The sequence below is a fragment of the Thermobispora bispora DSM 43833 genome (genome assembly GCF_000092645.1).
GTDB classification, from domain to species: Bacteria; Actinomycetota; Actinomycetes; order Streptosporangiales; family Streptosporangiaceae; genus Thermobispora; species Thermobispora bispora.
This window is the reverse complement of sequence record NC_014165.1, coordinates 3,853,437-3,870,290: the sequence shown is the minus strand read 5'-3', so window position 1 is coordinate 3,870,290 and position 16,854 is coordinate 3,853,437. Positions and strand designations below refer to the sequence as shown.

At 70.0% G+C, this 16,854-nt stretch carries 15 protein-coding genes and 1 riboswitch; of the genes, 12 read left to right on the top strand and 3 right to left on the bottom strand.

Annotated features, from left to right (window positions below):
- The first annotated feature begins 32 nt into the window (after positions 1–32).
- From TBIS_RS16460 to TBIS_RS16440, 5 genes are all read left to right on the top strand, one after another.
- Positions 33–1,709 (top strand): peptide ABC transporter substrate-binding protein, encoded by a 1,677-nt coding sequence (locus tag TBIS_RS16460; RefSeq protein WP_206771185.1) that lies wholly within the window; start codon positions 33–35, stop codon positions 1,707–1,709.
- A gap of 128 nt (positions 1,710–1,837) precedes the next feature.
- Complete coding sequence (locus TBIS_RS16455) at positions 1,838–2,764, top strand: ABC transporter permease (RefSeq protein ID WP_013133533.1); 927 nt, start codon at positions 1,838–1,840, stop codon at positions 2,762–2,764.
- Entirely contained in the window at positions 2,757–3,701 is a 945-nt protein-coding gene (locus tag TBIS_RS16450) for an ABC transporter permease (protein WP_013133532.1), read from the top strand. Before TBIS_RS16455 ends, TBIS_RS16450 begins: the two co-directional genes overlap by 8 nt.
- 20 nt (positions 3,702–3,721) lie before the next feature.
- A complete protein-coding gene (locus tag TBIS_RS16445; protein ID WP_050760715.1) occupies positions 3,722–4,753 on the top strand; it encodes an ABC transporter ATP-binding protein in 1,032 nt (343 codons plus the stop codon).
- Positions 4,737–5,786 carry an ABC transporter ATP-binding protein gene (locus TBIS_RS16440; protein ID WP_013133530.1) on the top strand — a complete coding sequence of 350 codons (1,050 nt, stop codon included), beginning with the start codon at positions 4,737–4,739 and terminating at the stop codon, positions 5,784–5,786. The genes TBIS_RS16445 and TBIS_RS16440 overlap by 17 nt, the downstream gene beginning before the upstream one ends.
- 48 nt (positions 5,787–5,834) lie before the next feature.
- Here TBIS_RS16440 and TBIS_RS16435 read toward each other — a convergent pair whose 3' ends face one another.
- Positions 5,835–6,638 (bottom strand): SAM hydrolase/SAM-dependent halogenase family protein, encoded by an 804-nt coding sequence (locus TBIS_RS16435; protein ID WP_013133529.1) that lies wholly within the window; start codon positions 6,636–6,638, stop codon positions 5,835–5,837.
- 93 nt (positions 6,639–6,731) lie between these two features.
- Between TBIS_RS16435 and TBIS_RS16430 the strand changes: the two genes are divergently transcribed.
- Both TBIS_RS16430 and otsB read left to right on the top strand, forming a co-directional pair.
- The gene (locus TBIS_RS16430; RefSeq protein ID WP_013133528.1) at positions 6,732–7,013 is read left to right on the top strand and encodes a DUF3263 domain-containing protein; all 282 of its coding nucleotides are present in this window, start codon (positions 6,732–6,734) and stop codon (positions 7,011–7,013) included.
- Entirely contained in the window at positions 7,010–7,816 is an 807-nt protein-coding gene (gene otsB / locus TBIS_RS16425; RefSeq protein WP_013133527.1) for a trehalose-phosphatase, read from the top strand. Before TBIS_RS16430 ends, otsB begins: the two co-directional genes overlap by 4 nt.
- A 75-nt stretch (positions 7,817–7,891) precedes the next feature.
- On the opposite strand, the gene TBIS_RS16420 is transcribed toward otsB, so the two are convergent.
- Positions 7,892–9,325, bottom strand: a complete 1,434-nt coding sequence (locus TBIS_RS16420) for an alpha,alpha-trehalose-phosphate synthase (UDP-forming) (protein ID WP_013133526.1) — start codon at positions 9,323–9,325, stop codon at positions 7,892–7,894.
- A 96-nt stretch (positions 9,326–9,421) separates the two neighbouring features.
- Between TBIS_RS16420 and TBIS_RS16415 the strand changes: the two genes are divergently transcribed.
- The 5 genes from TBIS_RS16415 (at position 9,422) to groL (ending at position 14,239) form a co-directional block, all read left to right on the top strand.
- Positions 9,422–9,973, top strand: coding sequence for an RNA polymerase sigma factor (locus tag TBIS_RS16415; RefSeq protein WP_013133525.1), 552 nt, complete (start codon positions 9,422–9,424; stop codon positions 9,971–9,973).
- Between the two features lie 182 nt (positions 9,974–10,155).
- Positions 10,156–10,295: riboswitch (SAM riboswitch) on the top strand.
- A gap of 15 nt (positions 10,296–10,310) precedes the next feature.
- Positions 10,311–11,561 (top strand): threonine synthase, encoded by a 1,251-nt coding sequence (thrC, locus tag TBIS_RS16410; RefSeq protein ID WP_013133524.1) that lies wholly within the window; start codon positions 10,311–10,313, stop codon positions 11,559–11,561.
- Between the two features lie 37 nt (positions 11,562–11,598).
- Entirely contained in the window at positions 11,599–11,877 is a 279-nt protein-coding gene (locus TBIS_RS16405; RefSeq protein WP_013133523.1) for a MoaD/ThiS family protein, read from the top strand.
- A 276-nt stretch (positions 11,878–12,153) separates the two neighbouring features.
- On the top strand, positions 12,154–12,354 hold the full coding sequence (locus TBIS_RS16400; RefSeq protein ID WP_013133522.1) for a cold-shock protein: 201 nt from the start codon (positions 12,154–12,156) through the stop codon (positions 12,352–12,354).
- 265 nt (positions 12,355–12,619) lie between these two features.
- Positions 12,620–14,239 carry a chaperonin GroEL gene (groL, locus tag TBIS_RS16395; RefSeq protein WP_013133521.1) on the top strand — a complete coding sequence of 540 codons (1,620 nt, stop codon included), beginning with the start codon at positions 12,620–12,622 and terminating at the stop codon, positions 14,237–14,239.
- 384 nt (positions 14,240–14,623) lie between these two features.
- Here groL and TBIS_RS16390 read toward each other — a convergent pair whose 3' ends face one another.
- Positions 14,624–16,603 carry a HelD family protein gene (locus TBIS_RS16390; RefSeq protein ID WP_013133520.1) on the bottom strand — a complete coding sequence of 660 codons (1,980 nt, stop codon included), beginning with the start codon at positions 16,601–16,603 and terminating at the stop codon, positions 14,624–14,626.
- Positions 16,604–16,854: the final 251 nt, after the last annotated feature.

Genomic DNA, 16,854 nt, shown 5'->3' with positions numbered 1-16,854 from the left:
AACCTTAGAGGGAGGATCAGTCCACTATGCGCGTGACTAAGGGCGCGAAGATCGCTGCCGGATCCGCGCTGCTCGCCCTCGGCGTCGCCGCGTGCGGCGGTGGCGGTGGCGGCTCCGGCAGCGAGACGAACCCGCGCGCTGCCGACGGCACCGTCTATATTCGCGGCTGCGAGCCCCAGACCGGACTCGTGCCGGGCAACATCAACGAGACCTGCGGTGGTACGATCGCCGACTTCATCTACAGCAAGCTGGTGAAGTACAACTCGGACACCGCGGCTCCCGAGCTCGACCAGGCCGAGTCCATCGAGACGAGCGACAACCGGGTCTGGACGATCAAGCTCAAGCCGGGCCTCAAGTGGAGCGACGGCACCCCGGTCACGGCCAAGAACTACGTCGACGCGTGGAACTACACCGCGTACTCCCCGAACCAGCAGATCGGTGCTCCCTGGTTCGCCGACATCGAGGGCTTCGAGGACGTCTACACCGAGGACCCGGACGGTCCGGACGGCCCGAAGGAGGCGCCCACCCCGAAGAGCGACAAGATGTCCGGCCTTGAGGTGATCGACGAGCTCACCTTCAAGGTCACGCTCAAGGCGCCGCAGGCGGTGTTCCGCACCAAGCTCGGGTACTCGACCTTCGCGCCGCTCCCCGAGGCGTTCTTCAAGGACCCCAAGGGCTTCGCCCAGAACCCGATCAGCAACGGCCCCTTCAAGTTCGTGAAGTGGGACCACAACAAGGAGATCGTGGTCGAGGCGAACCCCGACTACCACGGGGCGGAGAAGCCGAAGGTCAAGCGGATCGTCTACCGCATGTACCAGAACGACGACGCCGCCTACGCCGACCTGCTCTCCAACAACCTCGACTTCACCGAGCTCGTCCCGCCGTCCGCGCTCGCCGGCGACAAGTGGAAGAGCGACCTCGGCGACCGCGCGATCGAGGGCCAGCAGGGCGTCGTCCAGACGATCACCTTCCCGCTGTACGACAAGGAGTACGGCGGTAACGCGGACTTCCGGAAGGCGCTCTCGCTCGCGATCGACCGGAAGACCATCACCGAGAAGATCTTCAACAACGGCTGTACCCCGATCGACGGCTGGGTCTCCCCGATCGTGGAGGGCTACAAGCCGGGCGCCTGCGGCGAGTTCTGCACCTACGACCCGGCCAAGGCCCGGGAGTACCTCGCCAAGGCGAAGGCCGCCGGCTACACCCCGCCGAAGGAGTTCCCGCTCTGGTACAACGGTGACTCCGCGCACAAGGAGTGGGTGGACGCCGTCGCCAACAGCATCAACCAGGCCCTCGGCCCGGACGCCGGCTTCACCGTCGTCGGCAAGGCCACCCCGACCTTCGCCGAGCTCCGGGACCTCGTCACGCAGCGGAAGATCAAGGGAATGTTCCGTACCGGGTGGCAGATGGACTACCCGCACATCGAGAACTTCCTGAACCCGCTGTACAAGACCGGCGCCTCGTCGAACGACGGTGACTACAGCAACAAGGCGCTCGACGCCAAGCTGAGCGAGGCCGACCGCGAGACCGACCCGGCCAAGTCCCTGGCCCTCTACCAGGAGGCCGAGGCTATGCTGGCCGAGGACATGCCCGCCATCCCGCTGTGGTCCTACGGGCTGCAGGCCGGCACCTCGAAGTGGGTGACGGGGGTCAAGGTCACTCCGTTCGGCGTCCTCGATCCGCTGTCCATCGCGATCAAGGAAGCGTAAGCCTCCAGTTCGCCCATGTCCCGAGGCCGGTTCCCGACCGGAGCCGGCCTCGGTGACTGTCCGTAACGCTTACCCCGTCACCGATCCGGGGTGGGCATCAGACCGTCCGTGTCCGACTGGAGGTGCGCATGGGCCGATACACGATTCGGCGCCTGTTGCAACTCATCCCCGTGCTGCTCGGCGCGACGTTCCTGATCAACTACATGGTCTGGCAGCTGCCGGGAGATCCCTTCGCCGCGCGGTGCGGGCAGCGGCCCTGCCCCGACCACTACGTCAACGCGATGCGGGAGCAGTTCGGCCTCGACCAGCCGCTGCTGGTCCAGTACTTCAACTTCCTCAAGAACCTCCTCACCGGCAACCTCGGGGTCGACTTCAACCAGGTGCCGGTCATCGATCAGCTCGCCAGCGCCTGGCCGGTCACCATCAGGCTCGCGCTGCTCGCCGTCGCCATCGAGGCGCTGATCGGCATCGGCGCAGGCGTGCTCTCCGGGCTCCGGCGCGGCGGTTTCGTCGACAACGCGGTGGCCGCCTCCACGCTGTTCCTCCTCTCCCTCCCCGTGTTCGTCACCGGCTACGTGCTCCAGTGGCTGCTCGGGGTGCAGCTCCACGTGGTCGAGCCCACGGTGTCGCCCGAGGCGCGCCTCTCCGAGCTGATCGTCCCCGCGTTCGTGCTGGCCAGCCTCAACATGGCCTTCACCGCGCGGCTCACCCGGACGAGCATCGTGGAGAACCTCCGCGCCGACTACGTCCGCACCGCGATCGCCAAGGGTCTCCCCCGCCGCCGGGTCGTCGGCGTGCACCTGCTGCGCAACTCGCTGATCCCGGCGCTGACCTTCCTCGGCACCGAGGTGGGCTCGCTCATGTCGGGCGCCATCATCACCGAGGGCATCTTCAACATCCACGGCATCGGGGGCCTGCTCTGGCGGGCGATCCTCGGCCAGGACTACACGATCGTCGTGCCGGTCGCCTCGCTGCTCGTCCTCGTGTACCTGTTCACCAACCTGATCGTCGACCTCCTCTACGGCATGCTCGACCCGAGGATCCGCTATGAGTGAACCGACCGCGGCGCCCGACCTGATGGACCTCGCACAGCAGCCGCGGGGCGACGGCCTCTCGGCGGAGAAGCCGCGCAGCCTCTGGCGGGACAGCTGGGACGATCTCAAGCGGCGGAAGCTCTTCTGGTTCTCGCTGGCGCTGCTCATCCTCTTCCTGCTGATGGCGGCGTTCCCGCAGCTCTTCACGCAGAAGAACCCCGACTACGCCGAACTCGCCAAGAGCCTGGAAGGGCCGAGCGCGGAGGCCTGGTTCGGGTACGACCTGCAGGGCCGGGACGTCTACGCGCGCACGATCTACGGGGCGCGGACCTCGATCGTCGTGGGCGTGCTCGCCACCCTCGCGACCGTCGTGCTCGGCGGGGTGGCCGGCATCATCGCCGCGTACTACTCCCGCTGGGTGGACTCGATCATCTCCCGGGTGGGGGAGATCTTCCTCGGCGTGCCGTACGTGCTGGGCGCGATCATCATCCTCGGCACCATCGCCCCGGTGCAGTCCAACCCGAGCCGGGCGATGATCATGACGGTGGTGATCATCACCCTCGCCCTGCTCGGCTGGCCGATCCTCATGCGGATCGCCCGGTCCGCGATCATCCAGGCCAAGCACCAGGACTACGTGGTGGCCGCCCGCGCGCTCGGGGCCGGCCCGATGCGCATCATCGTCAAGCACCTGCTGCCGAACTCGCTCGCGCCGATCCTCGTCTACGCGACGATCACCATCGGCAGCTACATCGGGGCCGAGGCCACCCTCTCGCTGCTCGGCATCGGGCTGCGCTCGCCGGTCATCTCGTGGGGTATCGCGATCGCCGATCACGCCCAGTACATCCGCTCGGGTGCGCACGCGCTGCTCTTCCCCGCCGGGTTCCTCTCCCTGTGCGTGCTCACCTTCGTCATGCTGGGCGAAGCCGTACGCGACGCCCTCGATCCGAAGCTTCGCTGAGGAGGCACAGCATGGTGGAAATGCTCTCCGAGCCTCTGCGCAGCGGCTCCGGCGCGAACGGCACGGGAGCCCTGCTCGAGGTGGAGAACCTCCACGTCGAATTCCACACCCGGTCGGGCGTCGCCAAGGCGGTCAACGGCGTCAGCTACAGCGTGAACGCCGGGGAGACGCTCGCCGTGCTCGGCGAGTCGGGCTCGGGGAAGAGCGTCACCGCCCAGACGATCATGGGCATCCTCGACATGCCGCCGGGACGGGTGACCGCCGGGCAGATCCGGTTCCGCGGGGTCGACCTCCTCAAGCTGCCCGAGGAAGAGCGCCGGAAGATCCGCGGCGAGGGCATCTCCATGATCTTCCAGGACGCGCTCTCCGCGCTGAACCCGGTCTTCCCCGTCGGCTGGCAGATCGCCGAGATGTACCGCGTGCACCGCGGCACCTCCCGCTCGGAGGCGAAGAAGAAGGCGATCGAGCTCATGGACCGGGTGCGCATCCCCGCGGCCAAGGACCGGGTGAACGACTACCCGCACCAGTTCTCCGGCGGGATGCGCCAGCGGATCATGATCGCCATGGCGATCGCGCTCGACCCCGAGATCCTCATCGCCGACGAGCCCACCACGGCGCTCGACGTGACCGTGCAGGCCCAGATCATGGAGCTGCTCGCCGAGCTGCAGCGCGAGAGCAACATGGGCCTGATCCTCATCACCCACGATCTCGGCGTGGTCGCCGACGTCGCCGACAAGATCGCCGTGATGTACGGCGGCCGCATCGTCGAGCAGGCCTCGGTGTACGACCTGTTCCGCAACCCCGCCCACCCGTACTCCAAGGGGCTGCTCGAGTCCATCCCGCGGGTGGACCTCAAGGGCAGGGAGCTGCACGCGATCAAGGGGACGCCGCCGAACCTGCTCCAGATGCCGACCGGCTGCGCGTTCCACCCCCGCTGCCCGTACCGCCGGGACAGGTGCGAGACCGAGGTGCCCCCGCTGCAGCCGGTGGGCGGCACCCGCAAGAGCGCCTGCCACTACTGGAGGGAGGTCCTCGATGGCGGCACCCGGTGAGCCGATCCTGGAAGTCCGTGACCTGGTCAAGCACTTCCCGCTGACCCAGGGCATCGTCTTCAAGCGCCAGGTCGGCGCGATCAAGGCCGTCGACGGGGTCTCCTTCGACCTGCACCGGGGCGAGACGCTCGGCATCGTGGGCGAGTCGGGGTGCGGCAAGTCCACCCTCGCCAAGCTGCTCATGGCCCTGGAGCGGCCGACCTCGGGCACCGTCAAGGTCGACGGGAAGGACATCACCAAGGCGAAGGGCGCCGAGCTCAAGCGGCTGCGGCGCGACATCCAGATGGTGATGCAGGACCCGTACACCTCGCTCAACCCGCGGATGACCGTCGGCGACATCGTGGGCGAGCCGTTCGAGATCCACCCGGACGTCGTGCCCAAGAGCCAGCGCCGCAAGCGGGTGCAGGAGCTGCTCGAGGTCGTCGGCCTCAACCCCGACCACATCAACCGCTACCCGCACCAGTTCTCCGGCGGGCAGCGCCAGCGCATCGGGATCGCCCGCGGGCTCGCCCTCCAGCCGAAGATCATCATCTGCGACGAGCCGGTCTCCGCGCTCGACGTGTCGATCCAGGCGCAGGTCATCAACCTGCTGAAGCGGCTGCAGGACGAGTTCAAGCTCTCCTACATCTTCATCGCCCACGACCTGTCGGTGGTGCGGCACATCTCCGACCGGGTCGCGGTGATGTACCTCGGCAAGTTCGTGGAGATGGGCACGGACGCCCAGATCTACGAGCGCCCGAGCCACCCCTACACGCAGGCCCTGCTCTCCGCGGTGCCGGTCCCGAACCCGGAGGGCCGGGAGCACCGCAGGCGGATCATCCTGCAGGGCGACCCGCCCTCCCCGGCGAACCCGCCCTCGGGCTGCCGGTTCCGCACCCGGTGCTGGAAGGCCCAGGACATCTGCGCGTCGCAGGTGCCCGCGCTCGAGGTACGGCCGGGCGTCGACCACCCGGCGGCCTGCCACTTCGCCGAGGCGCACGACGTGGTCGGCGCCGGCGAGGCCGGGCCGGAGGTCCCCGCCCCGGCCCAGTGAGCGCACACCGCCGGTGGGTCCAGCGCGGCCCTTCGGGCCCGCCGGCGGTCAGCGGCCGGGCGAGAGCCGTACGTGGGCGCCCGGCGGCAGCCCGAGGCGCTCCGAGGCGTCGCCGGCGTTGACGGCCATCGCGACCAGGCCGGCCGAGTCGGTGAAGGCCACGAGCTCGCCCGGCGGGACCGTGGTGAACGTCTCCCGGAGCTGCACGGTGAACTGCCGGCGGCCGAGCCCGACGACCATGGTGTCGCCCACCCGGATGCCGAGCGCCTCCAGATCGGCGGCCGTGATCGACGTCTGCACGTTGCCGTTGTGGTCCACCGAGAGGACCTCGCCCTCGACGCTCCCGTCCCGCATCCGCGACGTGGGCGCGGGCAGCACCACCAGGTCGTCGATCGGCAGCTGCGGCCCCACGTCGGCCGGCGGCCGCCCGGCGCAGAGGTGGGCGGCGACCGGGGCGAACAGGTCCCGGCCGAGGAACGTCGGCGAGACCTTCTCGAGGAACAGCTCCCGGTTGGTGATCTCGTAGGCGGCGCGGGCGCCGCCGGCGGCGGTGACCGCCCACGAGAGCACGCCGTTGTCCGGGCCGACGAAGATCCGATCTCCCGCCTCGATCACGACCGCCCGGCGGGTCCCGGCGGACGGGTCCACGATGGCGACGTGGATCCCGGCCGGGAGGTACGGGATGGTCTGGGCGAGGATCGCCGCGCCCCGCCGCACGTCCCCCGCGGGGATGAGGTGGCCCACGTCGATGATCCGGGCCTGCGGGGCGATACCGAGGATCACTCCGTGGCAGGCCGCCACGTAGCCGTCTTCCAGTCCGTAGTCGGTGAGCAGCGTGATTATCGAGGTCACACCGGTGACATTACGTCTCCGGCCGCGGAGTGAACAGCCCCGGCACGCCCATTACGATGAAGACGGGCGAGCGACGACGGCGAGGAGGAGCGGATGGACGTCGAGCCGGCCGCCGATGACGGTTGCGCCCTCTCGGAACGGGACCGCCGGATCCTCGCCTTCGAACGGCAGTGGTGGCGGCACGCCGGCTCCAAGGAGCAGGCGATCAGGGAGACCTTCGGGATCCCGGCCACCCGTTACTACCAGTTACTCGGTGAGCTGATCGACCGGCCGGAGAGCTTAGCCTTCGACCCCATGCTGGTGAAGCGGCTCCGGCGGCAGCGCGCCGCCCGCAGGAGGAGCCGGGAGATCCGCCGGTACGGAACGAACGCATGAGACTCCCCGACCACCCCGGGCTGCGATCCCTGCTCGGCGACCCCTCCGGCGCCGTGATCGGGCTGGACTTCGACGGCACCCTCTCCCCGATCGTCCCCGACCCGGACGCCGCCCGGATCCACCCCGAGGCCCCCGAGGTCCTCGCCGATCTCGCCCCGCTCGTCAACGCCGTCGTGATCATCACCGGGCGCCCGCCGGCCACCGCGCTCGCGCTCGGCGCGGCCCCGGACGGCCGGTCGCTCGCCGACGTCCCCGGGCTGGTCATCCTCGGTCACTACGGCATGGAACGGTGGGAGAACGGCCGGATCACCGCGCCGCCCCCGCCGCCCGGGCTGGACGCGGTCCGCGCGGAGCTCCCGGCCATCACCGCGCCCTACGCCGGCGTGCACATCGAGGACAAGGGCCGGGCCGTGGCGGTGCACACCCGCCGGTGCCCCGATCCCGCGGCGGCCCTCGCCGCGCTCACCGAGCCGGTCACCGCGCTCGCCGCGCGGACCGGGCTCATCGTCGAACCGGGCCGGTTCGTGCTCGAGCTGCGCGCGCCCGGGATGGACAAGGGGCAGGCCCTGACCGCGTTCCTCGCCGAACGGCGGGCCCGCTCGGTGCTCTTCGCCGGGGACGACCTCGGCGACCTCGCCGCCTTCCGGGCGGTCGCCGAGGCGGGCATCCCCGGGGTCCGGGTGTGCAGCGGGTCTGCCGAGGTGGCGAAGCTCGCCGCCGAGGCCGACATCGTGGTGGACGGGCCGGACGGGGTCGTCGGGCTGCTGCGGGCCATCGTCGCCGCGCTGCGCCCGGACCGGTGAGCGGCGCCCGCGCGGCCGTGCCGTACCGCCGATCGGGCCCGTGGCGGGGCGGGGGAGCGGGCAGCCGCCGCGGCGTCAGCGGGCGGCGAGGGCGGCGAGCTGCTCCTCGAACCAGCGGCGGGGCGGCATGGCGGTGGACGCCTTCCGCAGCCGGGCGATCCGCCGGATGCGCTCGGTCTCCGGCAGCAGCAGCGCCTCGTGGAGGGCGGCCGCGGTGCCCGAGATGTCGAACGGGTTCACGAGCAGGGAGTCCTGGCCCAGCTCGGCGGCGGCGCCGGCCTCCCGGGAGAGCACGAGCGCGCACCGCTCGGAGAGGATCGGGCCCTCCTTGGCAACGAGGTTCATGCCGTCCCGGATCGGGTTGACCAGGAGCACGTCGGCGAGCCGGTAGGCGGCGAGCGACCGGGCGTAGTCGTCGCGCACGTGGAGGATGATCGGGTCCCAGTCGTCGGTGGCGTACTCGTCCTCGATCTCCTTGGCGCACCGCTGCACCGCGGCCGTGTACTCGCGGTACTCGGGCAGGTCGTGCCGGGACGGGTACGCGAAGGCGAGGTGGACCACCCGGCCGTGCCACTCGGGGTGCTTCTCCAGGAACTCCCGGTAGGCGGTGAGCCCGCGGAGGATGTTCTTGGACAGCTCGGTCCGGTCCACCCGGACGATCAGCTTGCGGTCCCCGATGAGGTCCTTGAGCGCCGCCATGTGGGACTCGACGTCGGGGGCGGTGGCGCGCGCCAGGAGCGCCTCCCCGTCCACGCCGAGCGGATGGACGCCGATCTGCGTGGTCCGCTTGTCGTACCGGACCGTGCGGCGCTCGCGGTCCACGGTCGCGCCGAGGATGACCTCGCAGCAGTCCATGAACGCCGACGCCCAGCGGCCGGTGAGGAAGCCGGCGTGGTCGGCGCCCAGGATGCCGGTGAGCACCTCGGCGGCCACGTCGTCGGGGAGGAGCGAGAAGTACTCGGGCGGGGCCCACGGGGTGTGCGAGAAGTGCGCGATCCGCAGGTCGGGCCGCTGCTCCCGGAGCATCAGCGGGGTCAGTGCGAGGTGGTAGTCCTGCACCATCACCCGGGCCCACGGGGCCGCCTCCTCGGCCAGCGCCGTGGCGAAGGCGTCGTTGTAGTCCCGGTACGCCTGCCACTCCCGCCGGAACGTGGTGTCGAACTGCGGGGCGAGCGAGGTGTTGTACAGCAGGTGGTTGACGTACCAGAGCGTGGAGTTCGCCACGGAGTTGTAGGCGCGGTCGAAGGTCGCGGGCGGGATGTCGAGCATCCGCACCGGGGTGATGTCGTAGCCGCCCTTGTCGATCCGTCCGTTGGGCGCCTTCCGCGCCGCGTACCGGTCGCCTTCGGATATCGCGGCGCAGATCCACAGCGCGTCGGTGCCCTTGACCGCCTCCGTCAGGCCGGACACCAGTCCGCCGGCGCCCCTGGCCATGGTCAGCGAACCGTCTTCCGCGATGGCGAATGAGACGGGGCCCCTATTGGAAGCGATCAGCACCGAGCTGCTCATCTACGCCTCCCCGGGACTCTTCGGGCGCGCATGTCGGAAGATTAATCCAGACGCCACCAATAGCATGTCAAGTGATCTGAAAGGGCTTGATTCGGCATGTCACTGGACGAGACGACCGAGGCTCTGGCGCGCTCGGCCGCTCAAGGCGACCATCGGGCGCTCGGAGAGCTGCTCCGCCGGATCGAGCCCGACGTGCTACGGCACTGCGAGCGGCTGCTGCCGTACCGGCAGGACGCGGAGGAGGCGGCGCAGGACACGCTGCTCGCCGTCGCCCGGAACATCTCGCGGTTCGAGGGCCGGGCGAAGTTCAGCACCTGGCTGCACATCGTGACCGCGAACTGCGCGCGGACGACTTACCGGAATTTGAAGCGGCGCTCCTCCGAGCAGGCCGAGGAGCTGCCCGAGCAGCGCCCGGACCCGCGGCGGGTGAGCGTGATCGCCGGCTCCCGGCTCGACCTGCTCGACGCGATGGAGGCGCTCGAGGCGGAGAAGCCGGAGCTCGCCCAGGCGCTGGTGCTGCGGGACATCTGCGAGCTCGACTACGCGGAGGTGGCCGAGCAGCTCGGCATCCCGATCGGCACGGCCAAATCCCGCATCCATCAGGCCCGCAAGTACGTGCAGAGCGTGCTCGGGGAGGCCTACCGCTGAGACGGCATTTCTCACATCATGAGACGCCATCTCGAAATCGCGGGATGAAAGGGTACAGTGCTTGAGGTGTGACACGGATTTCGCCGTGTGGCACACCGCCCGGGCGGGATTTTCCGCGGCGCGATCGCGGCCTGGCGCCGCAGGCCGTCCGCCGGGCGGACATGTGATCGACAATTGAACATCGCTCATCAAGAGGGGTGGAGGGACCGGCCCTGTGAAGCCCCGGCAACCCTCCCGGTGACTGTGCTCGTATCCGCGAGGCCGGCCGGGACAGGTGCCAATTCCGGCTCCCGGCCAAGGTGGTCGGGAGTGAAGATGAGGGAAAGGCCTCGCCTTCATGGTGCATGTCGAAACCCGTGAGTTCGGCCGTGCCATCGGCCTGTCGTGTCGTGAATGCGGTGCCCTCGAGAAGCTAGGACCGATCTTCGCCTGCTCGCAGTGTTTCGGGCCGCTCGAGGTCGCCTATGACTTCGGTGAGATCAGCCGCGAGGAGATCGTCTCCGGGCCTCCGAACATCTGGCGGTATCGCGCGCTCCTCCCGGTGCCGCCGGACGTCGCTGAGAAGCCCAATCTCGCTCCTGGCTGGACGAAGCTGGTCAAGGCGGACAGGCTCGCCGCCGAACTCGGGCTCCGCTCGCTGTATGTGAAGGACGACTCCGGCAACCCCACCCATTCGTTCAAGGACCGGGTGGTGGCGATCGCGGTCGAGGCGGCGCGCGCCTTCGGCTTCCGCACGCTCTCCTGCTCGTCCACCGGGAACCTCGCCGGTGCGGTCGCGGCGGCGGCCACCCGCGCCGGCCTGGACTCCTGCGTGTTCATCCCGGCGGACCTCGAGGCCGCGAAGATCGTCATGGCCGCGGTGTACGGCGGCCGCATCGTCGGGGTCGAGGGCTCGTACGACGACGTCAACCGCCTCTGCTCGGAGCTGCTCGGCGACCCGCTCGGGGAGAAGTGGGGCTTCGTCAACGTCAACCTGCGGCCCTACTACGCCGAGGGGTCGAAGACGCTCGCCTATGAGATCGCCGAACAGCTCGGCTGGCGGCTGCCCGACCAGATCGTGATCCCGGTGGCGTCCGGGTCGCAGCTCACCAAGATCGACAAGGGGTTCCGCGAGCTCATCAAGCTCGGGCTGGTCGAGGACAAGCCGTACCGCGTCTTCGGCGCCCAGGCCACCGGCTGCGCGCCGGTCGCCCGCGCGTTCAAGGCGGGCCACGACGTGGTGCAGCCGGTCAAGCCGGACACGATCGTCAAGTCGCTCGCGATCGGGAACCCGGCGGACGGCCCGTACGTGCTCGACGTGGTCCGGCGCACCTCGGGCGCGGTGGAGGACGTCGATGATCACGAGGTGGTCGAGGCGATCCGCCTGCTCGCGCGCACCGAGGGCATCTTCGCCGAGACGGCGGGCGGGGTGACCGTCGGCGTCCTGCGCAAGCTGCTCCGGGACGGCCGGCTCGACCCCGACGCCGAGACCGTGGTGCTGAACACGGGCGATGGGCTGAAGACCCTCGACGTGGTCGCCGGCCAGGCGCGCCCGACGGCGGTCATCCGCCCGTCCCTCGACGCGCTCCGTACGGCATTCGCCAACTGATCGGCCTGTTGGACATCGGACACGAAAGCGAGTTGAGATGAGCGTTTCCGTGCGGATTCCCACCATTCTGCGGTCGTACACCGGTGGGGCGGCCGAGGTGCAGGGCGAAGGCGCGACGCTCCGTGAGGTGCTGCAGAAGCTCGACGCCGACTACCCCGGGATCGGCGCCCGGATTCTGGATGAGAACGGCAAGATCCGCCGGTTCGTCAACGTCTACGTGGGCGAGGAGGACGTCCGGTTCGCGCAGGGTCTCGACACCCCGACGCCGGACGGGGTCCAGGTGTCGGTGATCCCCGCCGTCGCCGGGGGCTGCTGAACCTGAGCCGTACGGCCCGGCCGCTCACCGTCCCGGCGGCCGGGCCTTCCTCGTTTCCCCCGGGGCGGCGGCCGGAAACGGTGCGTTCCAGAAATCATTCTCGTTAGGGCGCGGATGGATAATCACCGGATCCCGCGCCCGATGAACTTCTTGCGGAAATCAGCCCATTGAATGCTGTCGCCCTGCGCATTCTCCCGGTAGGGTCGTCGTGATCGACGAAAAACTGGGGGCGATGGTCATGGTCATGGTCTCCAGCACGGCAAGAGGAGTAATAACGTGGCGCAGGGCACCGTCAAATGGTTCGACGCGGAGAAGGGCTACGGCTTCATCGCGGTAGACGGTGGTAAGGACGTGTTCGTGCACTACACCGCGATCCTGATGGACGGCTTCAAGTCCCTCGAGCAGGGCCAGCGGGTGGAGTTCGACATCACCGAGGGCCGGAAGGGCCCGCAGGCGGAGGCCGTGAGGACCATTTGATCCCCCGTCCGAGGTGAACACGAGGTCTGGACCGCGCGGTGCGGACCAGGCCTCTTTTCTCTTTCCGCGGAGCCGTACCGGCTGGTCAGAGTGGCTTCCGCTTGCACTCGAATGGGTAGAGTGCTAGATACATGCATTGGCACTCTAAGGTCGAGAGTGACAATCACCGGGATCGAGGCGATGGGGTCCGCGAAGGAGCCGGACCCAAGCCGTCGCGGGCGTCGGCTCGGTCCGCTGAAGCCACCCTGACAGGGAGGTTAGCCCTATGGCAGCGAAGATGATCGCGTTTGACGAGGACGCCCGGCGCGGTCTCGAGCGCGGGATGAACCAGCTCGCCGACGCCGTGAAGGTGACGCTCGGCCCCAAGGGCCGGAACGTCGTCCTGGAGAAGAAGTGGGGCGCTCCCACGATCACCAACGACGGTGTCTCCATCGCCAAGGAGATCGAGCTCGAGGACCCCTGGGAGAAGATCGGCGCCGAGCTGGTCAAGGAAGTCGCCAAGAAGACCGACGACGTGGCCGGTGACGGCACCACCACGGCCACCGTCCTCGCTCAGGCGCTGGTACGTGAGGGCCTGCGCAACGTCGCCGCCGGTGCCAACCCGATGGCCCTGAAGCGGGGCATCGAGGCCGCCGTCGAGCGCGTCAGCGAGGAGCTCTCCAAGCTGGCCAAGGAGGTGGAGACCAAGGAGCAGATCGCCTCCACCGCCTCGATCTCCGCCGGTGACGCCGAGATCGGCCAGCTCATCGCCGAGGCGATGGACAAGGTCGGCAAGGAAGGCGTCATCACCGTCGAGGAGAGCAACACCTTCGGGCTCGAGCTCGAGCTCACCGAGGGTATGCGCTTCGACAAGGGTTACGTCTCCGGTTACTTCGTGACCGACCCGGAGCGCATGGAGGCGGTCTTCGAGGACCCCTACATCCTCATCGTCAACGCGAAGGTCTCCGCCAACAAGGACCTGCTGCCGCTGCTCGACAAGGTCGTGCAGGCCGGTAAGCCGCTGGTCATCATCGCCGAGGACGTCGAGGGCGAGGCTCTCGCCACCCTCGTCGTCAACAAGATCCGCGGTCTGTTCAAGTCCGTGGCCGTCAAGGCCCCCGGCTTCGGCGACCGCCGCAAGGCGATGCTCCAGGACATCGCCATCCTCACCGGCGGCCAGGTCATCTCCGAGGAGGTCGGCCTCAAGCTCGAGAACGCCACCCTCGACCTGCTCGGCCGCGCCCGCAAGGTCGTCGTCACCAAGGACGAGACCACGATCGTCGACGGTGCCGGTGACCCCGAGGCGATCGCCGGCCGGGTCAACGAGATCCGCGCCGAGATCGAGCGGACCGACTCCGACTACGACCGCGAGAAGCTGCAGGAGCGTCTCGCCAAGCTGGCCGGCGGTGTCGCGGTCATCAAGGCCGGTGCCGCGACCGAGGTCGAGCTCAAGGAGCGCAAGCACCGCATCGAGGACGCGGTCCGGAACGCCAAGGCCGCGGTCGAGGAGGGCATCGTCCCCGGTGGTGGCGTGGCCCTGCTCCAGGCCGGTGCCAAGGCCTTCGACAAGCTGGAGCTGAGCGGCGACGAGGCGACCGGTGCCGCCATCGTCCGCAAGGCCCTGGAGGAGCCGCTCAAGCAGATCGCCATCAACGCCGGTCTCGAGGGCGGCGTCGTGGTCGAGAAGGTGCGCAGCCTTCCGCCGGGCCACGGCCTCAACGCGGCGACCGGTGAGTACGTCGACATGTTCGAGGCGGGCATCATCGACCCGGCCAAGGTGACCCGGTCGGCGCTGCAGAACGCCGCGTCGATCGCCGGGCTGTTCCTCACCACCGAGGCCGTCATCGCCGAGAAGCCCGAGAAGGAGAAGGCCAACGCCACGCCCGGTGGCGACATGGACTTCTGAGCCTGATCGATAACGGGCGTCCAGGGGCGGTTCCCACCGGGGACCGCCCTTTTCCGTTGCCGAGGCCGCCCGCGACCGGGGCCCGCCCGCACCACTCTGTTCCGCCGGTGGCCGGCCGTTCTCCCGCCGCGGCCCCGATGTCCGTCGCCCACCGCGCAGCCCGTCCGCGTGCGCGCGGGCCATCCGCCCCTACCGAACGACGAACGCTCGATAGGAGTAGCCCGTCCGCGTGCGCGCGGGCCACCCATGCCATCCGCCGCCCGATGCCGACCTTCCCGCGTCGTGGTCGCGGGGTTCGCCCTGGCGCCGCCCCGCCGTACGGGGCCACGGCGGCCGGCGAGGAAGTTCTCCCCGTCGCGAGGGCTCCAGCCGGCGAGGACGCGCTCAGCCGGCGAGCGGGCCCGGGAGGTCCCGCCGGTGGAGGACGGTGAGCGAGGTCACCGCCCGGGTGAGCACCACGTAGAGGCGGGCGAGGCCGCGCTCCTCGGCGTCGGCGATGTCGGCGGGCTCCACCAGGACCACGTGGTCGTACTCGAGGCCCTTCGCGACGGTGGCGGGGACGATCAGCACCCGCGCGTCGTCGGGAGCCTCCGGGCCGAGCACCGCGGCCGCCCCGCCGAGCGCGGACGCGATCGCGGGCACGGCCGCGTCCGCGGCGATCACGCCGATCGAGCCCTCGCGCTCGAGCAGCTCCCGCACCGTGCCGGCGACGGCCTCGAGCACGTCGGGCACTCGCCGGACGGTGAGGGACCCGGTCCCCGGGCGGAGCGAGCGGGGCTCGGCGAGGCCGGGGGCGATCGCGGGGAGCAGCCGGGCGGCGAAGCCGAGGATCTCCCGGGGCACGCGGAAGCCGACGGTGAGCTCGACGATCTCGCCGCCGGGCTGGCCGAGGTGCTCGAGCACCTCCTTCCACGACCGCGCCGCCCACGGGGTCGTCCCCTGCGCCAGGTCGCCGAGCACGGTCGCCGACCCGGTGCGGCAGCGCCGCCCCAGCGCGCGGAGCTGCATGGGGGAGAGGTCCTGGGCCTCGTCGATGACGAGGTGGCCCTGGGAGGGGGTCCGTTCGATCAGGTCGGCTAGCTCGTCGAGGAGGGCGGCGTCCGCGGCCGACCACTTCGCCGACCGGGGTGAGCGGTACGGCTTCCGCCAGAGGATCAGCTCCTGCTCGGCGGGGGACAGGTGCGGCCCGGCGGCCTGGGCGAGGAACTCCGGGTCGGAGAGCAGCCGGTGGAGCACCTGCTCGGGGGTGAGCTTCGGCCACACCGCGTCGACCAGTGCCTTGACCGGCCGGGATCTGGCCACCGCGTCCTGCACCCGGTCGTCCGGCGCCTGGCCGCGCCGTTCCATCTGGACGAGCACGGCGTGGGCGAGCCGCTGGGCGAGCATGGCGCGGCCCGGGCCGTACCGGGTCGTGCCGCGCAGCGCGGCCACGATCTCGCTGATCTCGTACTCGGGCACCCGGAAGCGGTCGATGCCCCGGGTGACGAGCAGGCCCTCCTCCGGCCGGCGCACGTGCAGCCAGAGCGCCCGCCTGAGCACCTCGGCCATCCGGGCGTCGCCCTTGACCGCGGCGACCGCGGGATCCTCCGGGTGCGCGGGGCCGCCGAGCAGCTCGGTCACGGTCGTCTGGTCGACCGTCACCTCGCCGAGGGCGGGGAGCACCGAGGAGATGTAGGAGAGGAACGCGCGGTTCGGGCCCACGATGGTCACGCCCGACCGGGTCAGCCGCTCCCGGTGGGTGAACAGCAGGTAGGCGGCGCGGTGCAGCCCCACGGCCGTCTTGCCGGTGCCCGGCGCCCCCTGCACGCAGACCGTGGTGGCCAGGTCCCGGCGGACGATCTCATCCTGGTCCGGCTGGATGGTGGCGACGATGTCCCGCATCGGGCCGGTGCGGGGCCGCTCGATCTCCTCCAGGAGGATCCGGCTCTGCTCGAGGGGCCGGCCGTCGAGCGGCTCGTCCTCGTACGCGGTGAGCTCGCCGCCCCGGTAGCCGAACCGGCGGCGGAGCGCGACGCCCATCGGGTCCGCCGGGCTCGCCTGGTAGAACGCCCGGGCGACCGGGGCCCGCCAGTCGATCACCATGGGCCGGCCGTCCGGGTCGTGGACGTGCCTGCGGCCGACGTAGATCGTGTGCGGGAGGTCGTCGCCGGCCGCGCGGTCGAGCCGGCCGAAGAAGAGCGGGGTGTCCGGGTGGTCGGCGAGCGCGGCGATCCGCTGATCGAGGAGGCCCCGGAGCACCTCCCGGGAGACCCAGTCGCCCGCCGCGTCCGCGGAGAGGGATTCGGCGTGTTCGCGCATGGCGCGCAGCGCGGCCCGTGACGCTGCGAGATGGGCGCGCTCCGCCTCGAGCACGGTATCGGACATACGGAAAAGCTCCTTAACCGACGGAAACAATGCCGAAGAGCTGAGCGGCGCCGCAAAAACGAGGAGCTTATCCGACGTGCGGGCGGCAGATCAACTGAATATCACGATCCGTTGTGGATGTCCGTAAATATGGGAGTATTTGGAGTGATTTGTCGGTAGCAGTAGGGTATTCCGCATCTCGGTTGATCGATGCGAGGGGCAGATCGCGAGGGGGTGATCCGGTTGCCACGGTCCCGCGGGATCTCCTGGAC